At 47.5% G+C, this 18,758-nt stretch carries 19 protein-coding genes; 14 read left to right on the top strand and 5 right to left on the bottom strand.

What is annotated here, in order from left to right; genetic code table 11:
- The first annotated feature begins 434 nt into the window (after positions 1 to 434).
- From ACQ5DJ_RS13340 to ACQ5DJ_RS13325, 4 genes are read left to right on the top strand one after another with little or no spacing between them, the layout of a single operon-like run.
- Positions 435 to 968, top strand: a complete 534-nt coding sequence (locus tag ACQ5DJ_RS13340; RefSeq protein ID WP_429842892.1) for a TlpA family protein disulfide reductase — start codon at positions 435 to 437, stop codon at positions 966 to 968.
- Complete coding sequence (locus ACQ5DJ_RS13335; protein ID WP_429842891.1) at positions 965 to 2,749, top strand: ABC transporter ATP-binding protein; 1,785 nt, start codon at positions 965 to 967, stop codon at positions 2,747 to 2,749. Before ACQ5DJ_RS13340 ends, ACQ5DJ_RS13335 begins: the two co-directional genes overlap by 4 nt.
- A 15-nt stretch (positions 2,750 to 2,764) precedes the next feature.
- Positions 2,765 to 3,325 (top strand): MauE/DoxX family redox-associated membrane protein, encoded by a 561-nt coding sequence (locus ACQ5DJ_RS13330; protein WP_429842890.1) that lies wholly within the window; start codon positions 2,765 to 2,767, stop codon positions 3,323 to 3,325.
- A 2-nt stretch (positions 3,326 to 3,327) separates the two neighbouring features.
- Positions 3,328 to 3,489 carry a hypothetical protein gene (locus ACQ5DJ_RS13325; RefSeq protein ID WP_429842889.1) on the top strand — a complete coding sequence of 54 codons (162 nt, stop codon included), beginning with the start codon at positions 3,328 to 3,330 and terminating at the stop codon, positions 3,487 to 3,489.
- A gap of 77 nt (positions 3,490 to 3,566) precedes the next feature.
- On the opposite strand, the gene ACQ5DJ_RS13320 is transcribed toward ACQ5DJ_RS13325, so the two are convergent.
- The 4 genes from ACQ5DJ_RS13320 to ACQ5DJ_RS13305 form a co-directional block, all read right to left on the bottom strand.
- Positions 3,567 to 4,013, bottom strand: a complete 447-nt coding sequence (locus tag ACQ5DJ_RS13320; protein WP_429842888.1) for an acetyltransferase — start codon at positions 4,011 to 4,013, stop codon at positions 3,567 to 3,569.
- A 150-nt stretch (positions 4,014 to 4,163) separates the two neighbouring features.
- Entirely contained in the window at positions 4,164 to 5,105 is a 942-nt protein-coding gene (locus tag ACQ5DJ_RS13315) for a DUF4179 domain-containing protein (protein ID WP_429842887.1), read from the bottom strand.
- Positions 5,089 to 5,607 carry a sigma-70 family RNA polymerase sigma factor gene (locus tag ACQ5DJ_RS13310; RefSeq protein ID WP_429842886.1) on the bottom strand — a complete coding sequence of 173 codons (519 nt, stop codon included), beginning with the start codon at positions 5,605 to 5,607 and terminating at the stop codon, positions 5,089 to 5,091. Before ACQ5DJ_RS13310 ends, ACQ5DJ_RS13315 begins: the two co-directional genes overlap by 17 nt.
- 98 nt (positions 5,608 to 5,705) lie before the next feature.
- Positions 5,706 to 6,461, bottom strand: coding sequence for a Gmad2 immunoglobulin-like domain-containing protein (locus tag ACQ5DJ_RS13305; protein WP_429842885.1), 756 nt, complete (start codon positions 6,459 to 6,461; stop codon positions 5,706 to 5,708).
- A gap of 245 nt (positions 6,462 to 6,706) precedes the next feature.
- Here ACQ5DJ_RS13305 and ACQ5DJ_RS13300 point away from each other — a divergent pair, with 245 nt between their 5' ends.
- Complete coding sequence (locus ACQ5DJ_RS13300) at positions 6,707 to 7,813, top strand: peptidylprolyl isomerase (protein WP_429842884.1); 1,107 nt, start codon at positions 6,707 to 6,709, stop codon at positions 7,811 to 7,813.
- A gap of 78 nt (positions 7,814 to 7,891) precedes the next feature.
- Here ACQ5DJ_RS13300 and ACQ5DJ_RS13295 read toward each other — a convergent pair whose 3' ends face one another.
- The gene (locus ACQ5DJ_RS13295; RefSeq protein ID WP_429842883.1) at positions 7,892 to 8,923 is read right to left on the bottom strand and encodes a superoxide dismutase; all 1,032 of its coding nucleotides are present in this window, start codon (positions 8,921 to 8,923) and stop codon (positions 7,892 to 7,894) included.
- 170 nt (positions 8,924 to 9,093) lie between these two features.
- Between ACQ5DJ_RS13295 and racE the strand changes: the two genes are divergently transcribed.
- The 9 genes from racE to lonB all read left to right on the top strand — a co-directional run bounded on the left by racE (position 9,094) and on the right by lonB (position 18,525).
- Positions 9,094 to 9,906 carry a glutamate racemase gene (racE, locus tag ACQ5DJ_RS13290; protein ID WP_429842882.1) on the top strand — a complete coding sequence of 271 codons (813 nt, stop codon included), beginning with the start codon at positions 9,094 to 9,096 and terminating at the stop codon, positions 9,904 to 9,906.
- 96 nt (positions 9,907 to 10,002) lie between these two features.
- On the top strand, positions 10,003 to 11,055 hold the full coding sequence (locus ACQ5DJ_RS13285; protein ID WP_429842881.1) for a GerMN domain-containing protein: 1,053 nt from the start codon (positions 10,003 to 10,005) through the stop codon (positions 11,053 to 11,055).
- A 238-nt stretch (positions 11,056 to 11,293) separates the two neighbouring features.
- Positions 11,294 to 12,055, top strand: a complete 762-nt coding sequence (gene rph / locus ACQ5DJ_RS13280) for a ribonuclease PH (RefSeq protein WP_429842880.1) — start codon at positions 11,294 to 11,296, stop codon at positions 12,053 to 12,055.
- Positions 12,048 to 12,641 carry an XTP/dITP diphosphatase gene (locus ACQ5DJ_RS13275; RefSeq protein WP_429842879.1) on the top strand — a complete coding sequence of 198 codons (594 nt, stop codon included), beginning with the start codon at positions 12,048 to 12,050 and terminating at the stop codon, positions 12,639 to 12,641. Before rph ends, ACQ5DJ_RS13275 begins: the two co-directional genes overlap by 8 nt.
- 31 nt (positions 12,642 to 12,672) lie before the next feature.
- A complete protein-coding gene (locus ACQ5DJ_RS13270; RefSeq protein WP_429842895.1) occupies positions 12,673 to 13,212 on the top strand; it encodes a metallophosphoesterase family protein in 540 nt (179 codons plus the stop codon).
- Between the two features lie 125 nt (positions 13,213 to 13,337).
- Positions 13,338 to 14,630 (top strand): trigger factor, encoded by a 1,293-nt coding sequence (tig, locus tag ACQ5DJ_RS13265; RefSeq protein ID WP_429842878.1) that lies wholly within the window; start codon positions 13,338 to 13,340, stop codon positions 14,628 to 14,630.
- A 132-nt stretch (positions 14,631 to 14,762) separates the two neighbouring features.
- Positions 14,763 to 15,344, top strand: coding sequence for an ATP-dependent Clp endopeptidase proteolytic subunit ClpP (gene clpP / locus ACQ5DJ_RS13260; RefSeq protein WP_429842877.1), 582 nt, complete (start codon positions 14,763 to 14,765; stop codon positions 15,342 to 15,344).
- Between the two features lie 20 nt (positions 15,345 to 15,364).
- A complete protein-coding gene (clpX, locus tag ACQ5DJ_RS13255; protein ID WP_007722243.1) occupies positions 15,365 to 16,630 on the top strand; it encodes an ATP-dependent protease ATP-binding subunit ClpX in 1,266 nt (421 codons plus the stop codon).
- A gap of 197 nt (positions 16,631 to 16,827) precedes the next feature.
- Complete coding sequence (gene lonB / locus ACQ5DJ_RS13250) at positions 16,828 to 18,525, top strand: ATP-dependent protease LonB (RefSeq protein ID WP_429842876.1); 1,698 nt, start codon at positions 16,828 to 16,830, stop codon at positions 18,523 to 18,525.
- The last annotated feature ends 233 nt before the right edge of the window (positions 18,526 to 18,758 follow it).

Here is an 18,758-nt window from a genome sequence, read left to right as displayed (position 1 = left end):
GGGAAACAGGTAGCCTAGGTGCTTTTTCAACGTCTCATTAATTAGGGTCAGTCCATGAGATCAACACTGTTGTCTGGAGGGGATTTTTCATACCGCCACATAAAGGGCAAAAGCTAATTGTAGTTTAGCGGTTGAGTGTTTACACAGAATGTTTTACAGACTCACATCTCGAGAAGTTTACTAACTAGGAGCGTCATTTTAAAAGATTAAAAATGAAATTCTAATAAAAGTTTGCAAATTGGAGGCAGGGGCCGTTTCGCTTCTCTAGTCTGATTCCATAGTTGAATCCACCTCTATCCCTATGGATTTCAAAATATTCCATATCAGATGATACATAAAACAATGACAAAATTAGAATATTATGGTATTTTCTCTGTAAAAACATTCTACGCCTCTCGCATTATCTCGAGTCGCACGAAAGGAGAGCGATAGATTTGCTCATAGCCATAAACATGATCTTTCTACTTATCTTTGCCTTCATACTGGCAAAACTCCTCACCCTACTAAAACAAACCCAGAAACAGGTCCACAACTTCCACCCATTCATCCCAGAAACAGGACCAGCAATCGGCACCAAACTGCAATCACTACCTTTCCTCACGCTAAACGGTCAAGAGCAACAACTAAATCATCTGCCCCGCCCACTGATCGTAAACTTCACCCATACGGGCTGCGGGCACTGTGCCAATCATGTGCACGAACTATTGTCAGAGGGAGAGGTGCTCACAGATGCATCCGTTATCATCTCAACAGAATCCGAGCACATATCCACTTCCCAATGGCTGCAAGAAAACAACATATCTGGCATCCCTGTATTAATTGGCAACGAACCCATGCTGGAAGCATACAAGATCAACCATTTCCCCAGCGTTTTGGTAATCGATGAACAGGACGTCATTCGTGCCAAACCAATAACCGCCGTGGAAACCAAAAAGAAGCTCCTAGCGCTAGCAGGTGAACCAGCATGACTCGCTCCTATCTTGTAAAAACAGTTCGATTGATTTGGGCACATGGCAAGCTATGGCTCATTTGTTCCATTGCCCTCAGAATCATCCTGGCATTTTCTCCGTTGGCATCAATCTGGATCATGAAAGAAATGGTGAACGAGGTTACAGCCATTGCGCTGGACCAGACTGATAATTACCAGCCATTGCTTTGGCTGCTTGCGGGATTGTTTTCTGTGACGCTGGTGACGAATGCGTTGGAAACGGTCTTGCGTATACTCGATGCCCATACGGAGCAACGACTGGAATATCATTTGGAGCATATGGTAGCAAAGAAAGCAGCATCTGTTCCGCTCTCTTATTTCGATGATCCGGAATTTTACAATCATCACCACCGCATTCGGGCAGAGGCAATGGGGGAACGCTTTCTGGACCCTGTGGGAAGGGTGTTGGATCTTGGGAAAAATCTGATTACTCTGATTTCGTATGCGGTGTTTTTGCTCAGCATTCACTGGGGATTAGCTGTGATGAGCTTGCTAGCCGTGATCCCGTTGTTAATTGTCCAAATCAAATTTGGTATGTCGGAATACTTTCTCGCAAGGCTACAGACGCCAGAGATTCGAGAAGCCTCTTATATCAGCTCGATCCTGAATGAGCGCGACAGCTCAAAAGAGGTCCGACTGTTTCAGCTCAAGGACTTTTTGCTAGGTAGATGGTCTCGCCTGTATTTGAAAAATATGAAAGAGGTACTTCGTCTGCTCCACCGCAGGGAAAAAGCACTGATTCTCTCAGGGATATTTACCTCCTCGATGTATATTGGCTGCTTGGGATTGGTCGTATCGCTGCTTCGTGCGAGCGCCCTGAAGGTAGGGGATTTTGTAGCGATTGCACAAGCGGTACAGAATACACAGCAGTTGCTTTCGCAAATGACCTTTAACCTCGCACATATTGTCAACAGATGCTTGTACATCGCTGATCTGTTTGACTTTCTGGAATACGAGGATAAAACGATTCCGCAGCTCACTGGTAAAGCTGAGTTTCCCACCAAGCTGCAATCTGGAATTACGTTTGATCGGGTTTCGTTTTGCTATCCCAAAATGGAGCGCAATGTGATCAATGAAGTTTCCTTTACGATCAACCCGGGGGAGCGTATTGCGATTGTCGGCGATAATGGCTCTGGAAAAACGACGCTCGTCAAATGCTTGATGGGGCTTTATCCGATCCATTCTGGAAATATTCTGTTCGACGATCAGTCGATTCATGAGCTTGATATTACCGACCTGCAACGAAATATCACGGTCATTTTCCAAGACTTCATTCGGTACAATTTCACTGCTGGAGAGAACATCACCATTGGGAGAGTAACGCAGGAAATCAATCCCGTGCAGATGAGGCAAGTAGCAGTTGAAACCGGCGTAGATACCTTTATTCGCAAGCTTCCCAGTGGATACGATACGATTTTGGGGCGGACGCTACAGGATGGCGAAGACTTGTCAGGCGGACAGTGGCAGAAGGTCGCGTTGGCGCGGGCTTTATACAGAAGAGGTGAGATTTTTATTCTGGACGAGCCTACGGCTGCACTTGATCCGCAGGCAGAGTTGGAAGTATTTCAGCAGTTTGATGCCCTCACACAGAATAAGACGGCGATTTTTATTTCCCATCGGATGGCTGCGGCACGAATGGCGGATCGGATTTTTGTCATGAAGCAAGGTCAACTGATCGAAGTGGGGCATCATGATGAGTTAATGGATGCAAACGGAGAATATTCGCGCATGTATCGTATGCAAGCAAAATGGTTTGCGTAACGAAGGAGGGGTGTTATGGAGGAGCTTGGTTTGCTGTTTCGACTGATTCTGGCATTTTTATTTATCAGCACGTTTGTCTCAAAAATAAGCGATATGAGCACGCATTTGTCCATTGTGCGAGCCTATCAGATCATACCTTATTCGTGGTCAAAAGGCTTTACGTATCTTGATCTGGGGTTGCAAGCCATCATAGCGATTTCCTTGCTGATTGGTTTTTTTACAAGGCTGGGACTGACCTTGGCGATTTTGTTGCTGGTGGCGTATACACTCGCGATCGGTATCAATCTGGCAGGAGGCAGAAGAAAGATTTCTTGTGGATGCGGCGGAATGGCGGGAAACCATTTTTTATCGTGGAAGCTTGTTTTGCGTAACCTCGTATTCATCAATCTGGCGGTCTATGTGGGGCAATGGAGCGGGGGCTGGGCGAGCGTTGACCATTACTTATTGTATGGCAGTTTCGAAATCGCCAACTGGGTAATCGCTATCTTTTTTTCGAGTGTGTGCATCTCATTGCTCATGGCTATTAGCGGAGAAATTAGTACGTTCCAACATATTTTTCGAAAAAGGCAGGGATGAACATGTCTACAGGCTGGGTAATTGGGTTTGGAGTATTATGGTTGACGGTCATCGCGATTCTGGTCGTCTTGTTTCAAGTATTAAAGGTGGTCGGGACGTTCATTAACAAAATGGAAGCAGCAGAAGAGATTAGTAGAAGAAGCGACAAAAATACTACTTCTTGAAATTTCAGAAGCAAGACTGTCTCGCAAGTAGAGAATTCTACTACAGGAGACAGTCTTGTTTTTTGAAAAACCAAGAATTAACGTTGTAAATCTAAATGAAGCAAAGGAAACGGCCTTCCCGAATCATCCAGTTCAGACCGTCCTGTTTGCACAAACCCATACCGTTTGTAGAAGGCGTGAGCCCCTTCGTTTTGCTCGTTGACATCTACTTTCAAATGAGAACCATACTTGCGTTCCGCATGTTCGAGTAATCTGCTGCCAATCCCTTTTCCGTGGTATTCTGGATCAACGAACAGCATTTCGATTTTCGTCCCATCTAGGCCAATAAAGCCTACAGGCTCTTTCTTTTCGTTTATTTCCATCCATACCTCAACGGCAGATAGTGCTTCATTTTTTACCATGTTTTTATAAAATTCAATATCTTCTTTCGTCAAAAAATGGTGAGTACGGCAAACAGCACGATACCAAATATCCACTAATTGATCCCGATAGATGTCTTCAAAAATGACAATTTTTGTATCCATGATGAACCTCCCGATTCAAATTAAAAAACAAATGCAAGAGCGCTCTTGAGAGTTTATTATATAGAGTCGCTAGGAACTTTCCTATCATGTTCACAGCTTTTCTATCCTCCCAGAATAATCTGATAATTGGTGGGGGGGAAGGGGAGAACCCTACCTCGCCACAATCCCCCCAGGCACCTCCAAATACTCTCTCTTCTCCACAAACAACGGCTCTACAACCCCAAGCTCATCCTTCAACTGCTTCATTTTCTCCTGAGCCTCCGCCTCTGTCCGATAATACCCGGCCTCGACAAAGTACCCACCTTGCTTGTCCTTCAAAACCCGCATATTGTCCGCGACCAACAAAGATTCCTCCATAACCCCAAGCGTCTCTCCATATGGCACGGAAGCAGTGCGTACCGCGTACACAGGCTGCTGCTGTTCTGACGACACTTCTTTTGGCGAAATCGTAATCACAACTTGTGCCGGTTCCTTATACTCTTTCACTTCATAAGCGATCGCTTCCTTAAAGGTCACATTAAACCGCACAAGAGAATCATCCAACGAAATAATCTCGTAGGCATCTTCGATATACGGACTTTGCTTCAATGTCTCGAAATCTTTGACAGCAGAAAATCTTCTCGCACCACCAACAGCAAATGTCATCGTATTCGGATATTCCGTAAAACTCACGTGGAAGGAGCTGGCATTCTGCTGTACCTCATTATCCTGGGTAAAGTTCAAGATGATGTTTTCCCTGTCTCCTTGCTTCTGTACCGTAATGAAGCTAACATCTACGGCATCCTGAGGAGTACCGCCGCCTGCACTGCCTTTATTGAATTGCAATATTTTCACCAGCTTGCCCAGACCCGGCACGTTTTCCAAAGCACTTGCAAAGGCGGGCATCGTGTTCACGCTGACTGTAAAAAGAACAAAGACTGCCGCTGCGCTTACGCCAGCGTGCTTTATCCAACGCGTTCTTGCTTTCGTACGTTTTCGATGAAGCTTCCCACGTTCGATGCCTTGCTCGGTGACAGCCGCCAACTCTTCGGGAATTTCAATATCGTGATAGGCTTGTTTATAATCGTCCAGCTTTTTATCCAAGAGATTCACGCTCCCCAATGTTCACTTTCAATTTCTCCAGTCCGCGGTAAATGATCGACTTTACGGAACTGAGGGGTATGTCTAGCACATCGGCAATGTCCTTGATGGGCATGTCTTCGAAATATCTCAGCATAATGACCGTTCGGGATTTTTCATCGAGTTGGCCCAAGGCATCATGCAAGTCGATGACATCTTCCGTCGGTTTCTGCTCGTAGCTGCTTTCGTGTTCTTTATCCATATAAACGACTTTTTTTGCTTTGCGTATGTGATCCAAGGCGCAGTTGACGGCGATTTTGGTCAGCCATGTTTGAAAATATTGCGGCTGCTTCAATTTGTGTACGGAGATAAAGGCGCGGTAGACAGTTTCCTGCACAATTTCCAGCGCGTCTTCCTTGTTTCGTACATAAGTAAAAGCCATGCGATATATTTTTTCTCTATTCTCTTGGATCAGAAGAGTAAAGCTGTCTTCATCACCGGAAATGGCTCTTTGTGCCAGTTCAGTTTGATTCACGATACTGCACACCCTCCTTACTGAATACGTTAGGTTCTTCCTTTCTGATAGAAAATAATCCCGCAGCGCGAGACACACTGCGGGAGCGTAGATCCTTTTTATCCTTGCTTCAATGGAAGTACCAGTTTATTTTTCATTTCGCCGCTTTCTTGATCGATTTCAAACAGCTCGAGGGTGCTTGGCTTATTTTTAGATAGATTGCTCAGAGGAATGACAATCTCCTGAGAGAATTCACCCCATTCCGTACCGCCTTTCGATGCTGTTCCAAAGCCTTTGGCAACTACTTGTTCGCCTTGCTTCACGGCATATTGATAGGTGCCTTCGAAAACGCTAGCTTCGCCGGATACGGTGTACACGACAGATGGTGCCGCAAGCTTCAGGTTACGAAATACGTTATTGTTTTTTACTATATCGGAGCTATCTAATGGAATGGAAAGCTTGTTGATGATCGCGCCGTTCTCTTGGTTGATTTCGAACATCTCGAGCATCAATGGCTCGTTTCCGATCAGCTCACTCGTTGGAAGCGTAATCGTTTGTGCAAAAGTTCCCCATTCCGGTCCACCTTTTGAAGCTGTGCCGAACCCTTTTGCCAAGACGTGATTCCTTTGCTTGACTGCGTATTGGTACGTTCCTTCAAAAACACTTGCTTCCCCTTGTAAGGTGTATAGTAGAGCAGGCTCCGCTAGTTTGATATTCCGGAACATAGTTTGCTTGGCAGCTTCGTTTGCTTTTGTTTCTTGCTGCGTGGTTACTGGCGCAGTAGCTTGGTTAGCCCAAGTAGTGCCGAGAGCTCCAGCAAAAACAGAGCAAGTCAAAATAGAAGCAGCAAATACAGTGATGGTTTTTTTATTCATGGTGTGTCTCTCCCTTATATGGCAGATTGCCGGTATGATTGATTGTTTTTTTTTGTTGTAGCTTCATGAAGTTTACATGGGTTAGACGGGGGAGGGACGCAAAAAGACGCAAGAGATTTTATGGGAAAAAATGAAATTTTCTCGCTTTATTTAGCGGAATTTTTAAAATATTTCGTACGTCGAATCACAGATTGAGCTATACTGTTTTTATGGAACAATCTTCTAATTTAGTGGGGGCGGAAAGAATGAAAAAACTCGTTTCTCTGGCTGTCGTTGCAAGTATTGTGATCCCGTTACTTAGTCCGACTTTTGTCCAACATGCTGCTGCAAACGCTGTTCATGATTATCGTAATGAAGCTCAGGTCAACCAGTTCCGCCCGCATGGTGGAGATAAGCAGGAAGTAAATGATTTCATCGGGTCCTTAGTGAAGCAACGATCCAATCCTGCTGAGGTAGCCAAGCTGGTAGCAGATGACTCCTTGACGAATTTTGCGATGAAAACCTATGTGGAAGGATTAGCGCAATACAAAAACATTCAGGTGATCGAAGCAAAAGTAGACAAGCTGTACACCGTCACGAAGGAGGACGCTTACAATAACTACCGTGCGATTGTGAAATTCAAATACGTGGGATATACCGCAGATAATAAGGCCATTGAAAAAACGGATTATATCGGCTTGGCCAGACTCGGGACAGACCCGGTGAACTGGAAGGCGTGGGGTGTCATTTGGCAGGACTCTGGCATCGATGTGTCAGATGTGAAGCTGATTCAGTTGGAGAAGCCACGCAAAGGTGAAGAAATATGCATGATCACGACTGATGCCGGTGTGATCAAGCTGAGACTGTTCCCGAACAAAGCTCCAAAAGCAGTGGAAAACTTTAAGACACTTGCGAAAAAAGGGCAATACAACAATATGATATTTCACCGTGTAATCAACGATTTCATGATTCAGGCGGGAGATTTGAAAGGGCCGGATGGCAAGGAGCTGCCGAGTATTTACGGAGAGTCGTTCGAGGACGAGTTTAGCCGGGATCTGTTCAACTTCAGAGGAGCGCTAAGCATGGGGAATGCTGGACCAAATACGAACAGCACCCATTTCTACATTGTACAGAGCCCCAAGGTAGATCAGGAGTACCTCGATTTGTCGGCGCTGCCGTTGAATGCAGAAGCGAAGTATAAAGAAATTGGTGGACGAGCTTACCTCGATAATCGCCACACTGTTTTTGGTCATGTATTTGCCGGGATGGAAGTCGTAGACAAGATCGCTGCCCAGAAAACAGATGAAAATGCGAAGCCCATCCAAAATCCGATCAAGGTGCAAAAGATCGAATTTGTCCCGTATAGCGAATAAGTTTACCCAGCAAAAACCCCCTCTCATTCCTGTCATTTGGGATGACGAGGGGGTTTGTCAATGAAGGGGAGATACAAGTCAATACGGCTCCCAGCGCAGTTTTCGTGCTTTCTCGAATCGCTCTTCCACATAGGGCCAGTTGACGATATTCCACCAGTTTTCTACATATTTGTCTCGCTGGTTTTGATACGCAAGGAAATAGGCATGCTCCCATACGTCCAGAGCAAGTAACGGAATCACATCCCATTGTGAAAGGTTCTGGTGCTTTTCGGCTATAAGAATCTCCAGATGATGTGCGCGTGGGGACCAAACGAGGATCGCCCACCCAGGACCTTCTACCTTTTCTGCCGCCTGACTAAATTGTCTCTTAAAGGCGTCATACGAACCGAAATACCGATTGATTGCCGCTGCGAGATCACCGGAGGGAGTGCCACCCCCATTTGGACTCATGGATGGCCAAAAGATCGTATGCAAGTAATGACCGGCCCCATTAAAGGCTAGCTCACGTTCCCAATGGCGTATGAGTTCGAAGTTGCCACTTTCTCGCGCCTCTGCTAGCTTCCGCTCAGCAGCATTGAGATCGTCTACATACTTTTGGTGTAGCTTATTGTGATGAATTTGCATGGTAGCTTCATCGATGTACGGCTCCAAAGCATTGTAGGCATAAGGGAGCGGGGGAAGGGTATGTCGGCCGACAGCCACAGGGCGTGCCGCACGGACTGGCTCGCGTGCACCGGGATAGGAAACGGGTTCTGGAACTACAGGCACTTGTACTTCTTCTGCCACCGCTGGCTGTGCATTTACTGATTCCTGAACAGGTTCCCTCACCTCTCCTTCCAAATGCTCATCTTCACTCAACTGAGCCAATCGTAAAAAGTGATGGAATTGCTCCTGCACCTGTTCTGCGCGAGTGATGAGGGCAGGGAGTTCGTCGCTTTCTTTTGTCGAATCAAGCTTCGATGCTTGCCTTCCAATCACTGTAAATGTTTCTTCGAATTTGTGCAGATGCCGCTCGAGTTCTCGGTTGAGGGTCTTATGTCTTCGCAAATGCTCGATCCATTGTCGGCCCCATTGGCTCCAGTCCAGCAAATTCTTGGCTTCTTCTACCAAAAGATTCTCCTCCTCGTGGGCACATCATCTCTCCCCACATTATGAAAGGCGCCTAGAGAAGGTGCGACATTTGCGGAGTACAAGAAATTTCATCTCCGCATATGGTAGTAGCACAAATGTTTGAGTGGTATGCTGTACTATATTCATTTCAACAGGGGAGACACATTAGCATGAGTAGAGAACGAGCGATTGCCGTTATTGATTCAGGAGTGGGAGGATTAACTGTTGCGAAGGAAGTCATGCGTCAGCTACCTGAAGAACGGATTGTTTATGTAGGCGATAATGCCCGTTGTCCGTATGGCTCCAAATCGCCGGAAGAGATTCGTACCTACAGCTTTCAAATGATCGATTATGTGATGCGTACACCGTTAAAAGCATTGGTGATCGCCTGTAATACTGCGACTGCCGTCGTGCTGGAGGAAGCGATGGAGGATTTGCCGCTGCCCGTCATTGGGGTAATTGAACCAGGGGCACGTGCGGCTGTTCAAGTGACGAAAAACGGAAGGGTCGGTGTCATCGGGACGGAAACGACCATCCGTACCAAGGCGTATGAGCGTGCGCTTTTACGGATTCAACCAGATTTGTACGTCGCAGGCATGGCTTGTCCCGCATTTGTGCCACTGGTGGAGAGCCACATGGCGAACTCGGAGGAAGCAAGGAGAGTCGTAAAAGATACGCTCGCCCCGTTCTTGCACGAAGATTTGGACACGTTAATTTTGGGTTGTACACACTATCCGTTGCTCGCACCAGTCATTTCCGAAGTGATGGGAGATCGAGTACGCTTGATTAACTCCGCAGAAGAGACAGCGCGAGAATTGTCCCTGCAAATTGCGACGGACGCCGAAAGCAAGCAAATAGAGCGCCCGAAGCATCTGTTTGTAACGAGTGGGGACGCCAACAAATTCCGGACCATTGCAGAAGAATGGCTGGATTGCAAAGTAAACGTCCAGCACAACTCCTTGGAAAAAACCGTCCAGTCCTGATGGAAGACCTTGTCTAGCGTGACAAACTTTCAACGCATAAACCCAAGCCTAGCTCGTATACATGGTAGTACAAAGTGTCTGGAGGAGGCTGGGGAAATGAAGATAAGGCACATCGGGAAAATGACGGCCGTGCTGGGGGTTAGCGCAGTGCTTTTGTCGGGCTGCGGTCTCTTTGGCCCGGAAAAGGAAACGATTAGTATTGATGCACCACCACAGTCCGAGGTATCAGTTGATTTGCCAAACGGCACGCCGTCCCCGGATGCAGCAAAAGAAGGCGCACAACCGGTCGTTCAGGAGACTGGAGAGAGAATGGTGTATTTGCAGGATGCTAACGGATATCTCGTTCCTGTTTCGATGACTCTTCCGAAATCAGAAGGTCCTGCCAAACAAGTATTGAGCTATATGGTAAAAGGTGGTCCGGTAGAGAGCATGCTCCAGAATGGCTTCTCCGCTGTCTTGCCGAAAGGGACAGAAGTAAAAGGACTTGTCATCAAAAACGGCGTAGCCACTGTCGATTTTTCCAAAGACTTCAAAACGTACGAGGAGAAAGACGAGAAGAAAATTGTCGATGCAGTCACCCGGGCGTTGACAGAATTTAGCAACGTCAAGACTGTGCAAATTTGGGTGAACGGAACGCCGTTGACGGAAATGCCAGCAGCCAAAACACCCATAACGCTATTAGACCGGAATCAAGGAGTCAATCTCGAACTGGGCGATGGGGCGGTACCAGGAGATACCTCCAGCGTAACGGTTTATTTCCAAGGGCAGCTGGATGATACACGTACGTATTATGTCCCAGTCACTCGCCTGGTTCCTGAAACGGCTGACGTCGCCAAGGCAACCGTTGAAGAGTTGATCAAAGGACCGAAACAAGGATCGCAGCTATTTAGTTCCTTGCTCCGTACGACACGTGTTCTGGATGTGAAGCAGGAAAAAGATTTGGTGACAGTTAATTTGAGCAGTGACATCCTCAAGTATGACGATGGCAAGGAAGCGAGCCCAGAAGCTCTACAATCGCTCGTCTTGTCATTGACAGAAACGACAGGAGCCAAGCAAGTGCAGCTGCTGGTGGAAGGAAAACCGCTAGCTAATGGCCAGTTCACCAAGCCAGTGAGCCGCCCAGTTCAACTCAATCCCATACAGCTGTAAGGAACGAGCCACGCCCGTATTAACGAGCGTGGTTTTTGTTCGCCGTCACCAGTACGGATAGTCCTCCAGCCGCCAAGGAGCAACTGATGTCCGCATGAAATTTTTATTGAAAGTGTAAAGTGACAAGAATATTTGCAATTAACGTAAATAGAGAAGAGGCGTTTGTGCAGTGGCAGATCGTTTCCCGCCTCTGGTATAATGAGCGAAGTGTAACAAAGTGATTTAGGAGGAACTTGGAATGAGAGTGGATGGTCGTGCCCATGATCAATTGCGCCCTGTAACCATTACGCGCAATTACATTAAACACGCAGAAGGATCGTGCCTAATTGAAGTCGGAGACACAAAGGTGATTTGTACGGCGACTTTGGAGGACCGGGTGCCGCCTTTTATGCGTGGTGGCGGGAAGGGCTGGATCACAGCCGAGTATTCCATGCTTCCCCGAGCAACAGCGACCCGCAACGCGCGTGAGTCGTCCAAAGGAAAAGTTGGTGGACGAACAATGGAGATTCAGCGTCTGATCGGACGTGCTCTGCGCTCCGTTGTGAATCTTGAAGCAATGGGTGAACGCACCATTTGGCTGGATTGCGATGTTATTCAGGCAGACGGAGGTACACGGACAGCTTCGATTACAGGAGCCTTCGTGGCAATGGTAGACGCGATGCAAAAGCTGGTGGATAGTGGCACCTGGAAGCAACTGCCGCTCAATGACTTCCTGGCAGCGACCTCAGTAGGGGTAGTTGGCGAGGAAGCAGTACTCGATCTGAACTACAAAGAAGATTCTACAGCGATTGTAGACATGAATGTCGTCATGACGGGAAAAGGAAAGTTTGTCGAGCTGCAAGGAACAGGGGAGGATGCTCCGTTTTCGCCTGAACAGCTACAAGAAATGATTGCCCTTGCAAAAGTCGGCATTGACAACTTGATTAACAGTCAAAAAGAAGCGCTCGCTGATGTTTCGCTCTCTTTTTCACAATCAGTAGCGGAGGAAAGTCATGCCTAATCGAAAAAAAGTCGTTCTCGCAACACGTAACCAAGGAAAAGTGAAAGAATTCAACAGGCTGTTCGCAGATGCAGGCTGGGAAGGAATTAGCCTCGCTGAATTTGACGGTGTGCCTGAGGTAGTAGAAGACAAGGACACCTTCGAAGGAAACGCGTTGAAAAAAGCAATTGAAATCTCTACATACTTGAAAATGCCAGCCCTTGGTGACGATTCTGGTCTGGAAGTAGATGCGCTGGAAGGACGCCCTGGAGTTTACTCCGCACGCTTTGCTGGTGAAGAAGCAACAGACGAGCAGAATTGGCGTAAATTGTTGAAAGAGCTGGAAGAGGTGTCGACAGAGGAACGCACAGCTCGCTTCCGTTGTACGTTGGCGTTGGTGATTCCTGGAGAAGAGCCAATCATTGCCACTGGCGCTTGTGAGGGTGTGATCGCGCGTGAGCCAAAAGGGACAAACGGCTTCGGATATGATCCGGTATTCTATATCCCATCGATGGACAAAATGATGGCCGAACTCATGCCAGAAGAAAAAAACCAGATCAGCCACCGCGCTCGCGCCATGCAGCAACTGCTTGAAATCATCAAGTAGGACAAGAGAGAAAACAGGAGAGTGAGGCGTGATGGGAATTCTCATCATGAGCGATAGTCACGGCTTGGTTCGGGAAGTAAGCCAGGTCGTCAAACGACATCATGTCGAAAAAATTTTGCATTGTGGCGATTTTTGTGTCGACCATAAGCGCGAGCCGTTTTCCAACATGACGCTTGTCCGAGGCAATTGCGATTCGACACAAGAGGTGCCGACTGAGCAAGAGACCGAATGGCGCGACCTTCACATCCTGCAAACGCACGGGCATCTTTTCGGAGTGAAAGGCTCTCTTCTGCGCCTTCATTACCGTGCAGAAGAGGTCGGAGCAAATGTAGTCGTATTCGGTCACTCTCATGTACCTGTCTGTGGCGTAGAGAGAGACATCTTGTTTCTGAATCCGGGGAGCCTGCAAATGCCGCGCGGTTTTCACGTACCGACTTACGCTCTTTTAGAAGAGACAGGAACGAGCCCGACAGAAGTTTACATATCCGTGGCGTTTTATGATCATGTAGGCAACCCGGTTTCACAATTGGGAGGGAACTATTCTGTTCGTCGACCAATGAGGTCTTCTTGAAAACTAAAAGATTTGTGCTATACTAGAATGGTTATAATGGCTAGAATATTATCATCCGAGCCTGCGAAGATACCATGGCGCGGCTGGCGATGTTCTGTTGATTCGATTTAGGAGGGGAAGTTTACGTGGCAGCAAATTGGGAAAAGGTAGAGAATAACCAGGGAGTCCTGACGATTGAAGTAGATGCTACGCAAGTAGACGCAGCATTGGATCAAGCGTTTAAAAAAGTGGTTCAAAAAGTTCAAGTTCCAGGATTCCGTAAAGGAAAAGTACCACGCAAAATGTTCGAATCTCGTTTTGGTGTAGAATCTCTGTACCAAGACGCTCTTGACATTCTGCTTCCAACTGCATACGGACAAGCTGTTCGTGAAGCTGGTATCGAGCCAGTAGATCGTCCAGAAGTAGACGTAACGCAAATGGAACAAGGGAAAAACCTGATCTTCAAAGCGACTGTAACTGTGAAGCCTGAAGTGAAGCTGGGCGACTACAAAGGTCTGTCCATCGAAGATAAAGACTTCTCTGTAACAGAAGAGAGCGTTGACGCTGAACTGAAGCGTATGCAAGAGCGTCATGCTGAACTCGTAGCAGTAGAAGAAGGCGCAGCACAAACAGGCGATATCGCTGTAATCGATTTCGAAGGCTTCCAAGACGGAGTAGCTTTTGAAGGCGGTAAAGCGGAAGATTACTCTCTGGAACTGGGTTCCGGTACTTTCATCGCAGGGTTCGAAGAGCAACTGGCTGGCTTGAACATCGGCGATGAAAAAGAAATTACCGTAACTTTCCCTGAAGAGTACCACTCTCCTAACCTCGCTGGTAAAGAAGCGGTATTCCAAGTGAAGCTGAACAGCCTGAAGCGCAAAAACCTGCCTGCTTTGGATGATGAGTTTGCCAAAGATGTGAGCGAGTTCGACACGCTGGAAGAGCTGAAAGCAGACACCAAGAAAAAACTCGAAGAAAAAACAGCGCAAGAAAAAGATCAATATGTTCGTGAACAGCTCGTTCTGAAAGCAGCTGAAAGCGCTGAGATCGATCTGCCAGCAGTAATGGTTGAGCATGAATTGGATCAAATGGTAAATGAATTTGGTCAACGTCTGCAATACCAAGGCATGACGCTGGAACTGTACTACCAGTTCTCCGGCATGGACGAGAGCCAACTGCGTGATCAATTGCGTGCAGACGCAACATCCCGCGTTCGCACTTCCTTGACTTTGGAAGCAATCGGCAAAGCAGAAAACATCGAAGCAACGGAAGAAGATGTAACTGCAGAACTCGAGAAACTGGCTGGCGTATACGGTCGCCCAGCAGACGAGCTGCGCAAAATCTTCTCCGCACAAGATGGCATGGTTGCTCTGTACCGCGATGTGCAAACTCGCAAAACAGTAGATTTGCTGGTTGCAGAAAGCAAAGTAACAGCATAAGCTTAGAAGAACGCATGATTGGTTAGTGGGCAGGCTTAGCCTGTGCACTGGCTATCAAGATCACAAGGCACGAGTGTATCGTGCCTTGTTTTTCCACCATTGACTTTTTTCGGCAAAGGAGGAAAATACATAATGCTAATCCCTATGGTCATCGAGCAAACAAGCAGGGGCGAGCGCTCCTACGATATTTACTCGCGCCTCCTGAAAGACCGGATTATTCTCTTGGGCACCGAGATTGATGATGAAATCGCCAATTTGGTTGTCGCTCAGCTGCTTTTCTTGCAGGCAGAAGATCCGGACAAAGACATATCGCTATACATAAACTCTCCAGGTGGTTCTGTTACAGCAGGAATGGCCATCTATGACACCATGCAGTACATCAAACCGGATGTGTCCACAATTTGTGTGGGCATGGCTGCCAGCATGGGTGCGTTCCTGTTGGCTGCTGGTGCAAAAGGCAAGCGCTACGCTCTGCCAAATGCCGAAGTAATGATTCACCAACCGCTCGGTGGTGTGCGTGGGCAAGCAGAAGACATCCGCATTCATGCGGAATGGATTATGAAAACGAAGCGCCAGCTAAATGAGATTTTGTCTGAGCGGACAGGTCAGCCTTATGAACGCGTAGAGCAAGATACAGATCGCGACAATTTCATGAGCGCAGAAGAAGCAAAGGCCTACGGATTGATTGACTCTATTATCGAACGCAAAAACTGACCCGTTGTGAGGTGAAGCGCATGTTTAAGTTTAACGACGACAAAGGCCAACTGAAGTGTTCCTTCTGCGGCAAGTCCCAGGAACAGGTGCGCAAGCTGGTAGCTGGTCCTGGTGTTTACATTTGTGACGAATGTATCGAACTGTGCAATGAAATTGTACAGGAAGAACTGGGCACTGAAGAAGAAATCGATATGAAAGAAATTCCAAAGCCAGTGGAAATTCGCAAAATCTTGGACGACTATGTTATTGGTCAAGATATGGCGAAGAAGTCCTTGTCTGTAGCGGTGTACAACCACTACAAACGGATTAATTCCGGGGCGAAGATCGAGGATGTGGAGCTGCAAAAATCCAACATCATGCTGATCGGTCCGACTGGTAGCGGGAAAACGTTGCTCGCGCAAACATTGGCGCGCATTCTGAATGTACCTTTCGCGATTGCGGACGCAACCTCTCTGACAGAGGCAGGCTATGTGGGTGAAGACGTTGAAAACATCTTGCTCAAGCTCATTCAGGCTGCTGATTATGATGTTGAGAAGGCTGAAAAAGGAATCATTTACATCGACGAGATTGATAAGGTAGCCCGCAAATCGGAAAACCCATCCATCACGCGTGATGTATCTGGTGAAGGCGTTCAACAAGCGCTTTTGAAAATTTTGGAGGGGACTGTTGCGAGTGTTCCACCACAAGGCGGACGCAAGCATCCTCACCAAGAGTTCATCCAAATCGACACGTCGAACATTTTGTTCATCTGCGGTGGTGCCTTTGATGGCGTCGAGCAGATTATCAAGCGTCGTTTGGGTAAAAAAGTCATCGGCTTCGGTGCAGACTTCGGCGATGGCGTAAAAGGCGATCTGAAAGCTGGAGAATACCTGAAATACATTTTGCCGGAAGACTTGCTGAAATTTGGTCTGATTCCGGAGTTTGTTGGTCGTTTGCCAGTGCTGGCTACCTTGGAGCCGCTGGATGAGGAGACGCTCGTTCGTATCCTGACAGAGCCGAAAAACTCTTTGGTGAAACAGTATCAAAAACTGCTGAGTCTCGACGGTGTTGAGCTGGAGTTCGATAACGGTGCGCTCATGCAAATCGCGAAAGAAGCGATTAAGCGCAACACTGGTGCGCGCGGTCTGCGTGCGATTATCGAACAAATCATGCTCGATATGATGTATGAGCTTCCTTCCAGAGAAGACGTCAACAAGTGCGTGATTACCGAAGAAACGGTTCGCGACAAAGTGAAGCCACAATTGTTGACCAAAGAAGGCCAGGAATTGCACGAAGAAACAGCATAAGTATTGTCTACACAGACCATCTCGTTATCAGCGAGGTGGTTTTTTTGTTGTTGGTTTACGTCTACGCTTGCGGGGCAATACTACTTGATATCGTTCAAGAGAAGCTTTACATATGCACAAAACGGTCATGAACGTGTTCCTCTCTCTTTGGGGGACAAAAGTTGACCGCAAGCGAAGACGCATGGGAGGGACTGCATATGGACTATACGACATTGGTCATTGCTGTCATTGAAGTGGTTGTTGGTATCGTGATCGGCACCTACTTTTGGAACTTACTGCGAGCGCAGAGAAACACGAAAACCTCAACCGAAAAGGAATCGCGTAAGGATCTTGATTCCATTCGTAAAATGAGAATGGTTGCATTGACTGAGCCTCTGTCAGAAAGAACAAGACCAGCGACTTTGGAAGAAATTGTAGGACAAGAAGATGGGCTTCGTGCGTTGCGTGCTGCTTTGTGTGGTCCCAACCCACAGCATGTCATTATTTATGGACCACCTGGTGTAGGCAAGACCGCAGCGGCTAGGGTCGTGCTGGAAGAAGCGAAGAAAAATCAGCTATCGCCGTTTTCTTCTGATGCCAAGTTTATTGAAATCGATGCGACGATTGCTCGTTTTGATGAGCGAGGGATTGCTGACCCGTTAATCGGCTCTGTACACGATCCTATTTATCAAGGGGCAGGCTCGCTTGGGCAGGCGGGGATTCCGCAGCCAAAGCCAGGCGCTGTGACGAAAGCGCACGGTGGCATGCTTTTTCTTGATGAAATAGGGGAACTTCATCCTGTGCAGATGAATAAGTTACTAAAGGTTCTTGAAGACCGCAAAGTTATGCTGGAGAGTGCTTACTACAGCGAGGAAAATAACCAAATTCCTTCGCATATTCATGACGTTTTCAAATACGGTTTGCCCGCCGACTTCCGCCTGGTTGGAGCGACGACAAGGCTTCCAGAAGAACTGCCTCCTGCGCTTCGTTCCCGTTGCCTGGAAATCTTTTTCCGCCCATTGAAGGCTGGAGAAATTGGGAGTATCGTGCGTACAGCCGTGCCTAAAATGAATATGAATATGGAAGACGGTGCTGTTTCTGTAATCGAGCGCTATGCGACCAATGGACGTGAAGCGATCAATACACTGCAAATCGCTGCGGGAATTGCCTTGACCGAAGACCGCCAAGACATCCAGGCTGCCGATGTGGAATGGGTGATGCACAGCAGTCAAAAATCGCCTCGCCCAGAAAAGCAGGTGCATGATACACCGCAGGTTGGTTTGGTCAACGGTCTTGCTGTGTACGGTCCGAACATGGGCAGTGTGATGGAGCTGGAAGTGACCGCTTCACCCACCACTGTTCCGGGTCAAGGTCGAATGGCGATGACTGGAATGGCTGAGGAAGAGGAGATGGGCAGCCGCAGCCGGACGATCCGCCGGAAGTCGATGGCAAAAGGATCGATCGAAAACGTTTTGACTGTCCTGAACAGAATGGGCGTCCGCCCGTATGATTACGATCTGCATATCAATTTTCCGGGAGGCATCCCTGTCGATGGGCCTTCTGCGGGAATTACCATTGCCACTGCGATCTACTCGGCGATTTTTAATCAGCCTGTCGATAATTTACTGGCTATGACTGGCGAAATCAGTATTCATGGGAAGGTAAAGCCAGTTGGGGGTGTAGTTGCGAAGGTAGAGGCCGCCAAACAAGCGGGAGCGACCAGAGTCCTCATTCCACAGGAAAACTGGCAAAGCATTTTTGCAGACATGAAGGGGATCGAAATCATACCAGTGTCAACTGTCACTGAGGTAATCGAGCTAGCTGTACCACAAGCTGCCATGCAAGAAGAAGAGGCGACAGGATTTACTTTGCAAATCCCAGCAGAGGATCTCGCTTCCTCTCCGCTATCCCTGTAACAGTCGGGTATGCTCGCGGATTAGACATCGGATTGTGTTTGCGCTACAATGGAAAAAAGCTTCTGCTTGCAAAGAGCCTGAGGCCTTGCCCGGCCTGAAACGAGCTCCACAAAAAATGATTGCGTATGATCTTTTTTGTCTCGTTTTTTGGGGCCGGGCGGGCGTTTAAAAACGGCTTTAAAGGGCCGTTTTTGTCTGTTATAAGGCTCTTTGTAAGAGGGTAGATCAACAAG

The organism is Brevibacillus sp. FIR094, from assembly GCF_050477165.1.
Classification (GTDB): Bacteria; Bacillota; Bacilli; order Brevibacillales; family Brevibacillaceae; genus Brevibacillus.
This window is presented reverse-complemented; position numbering and strand designations above follow the sequence as displayed.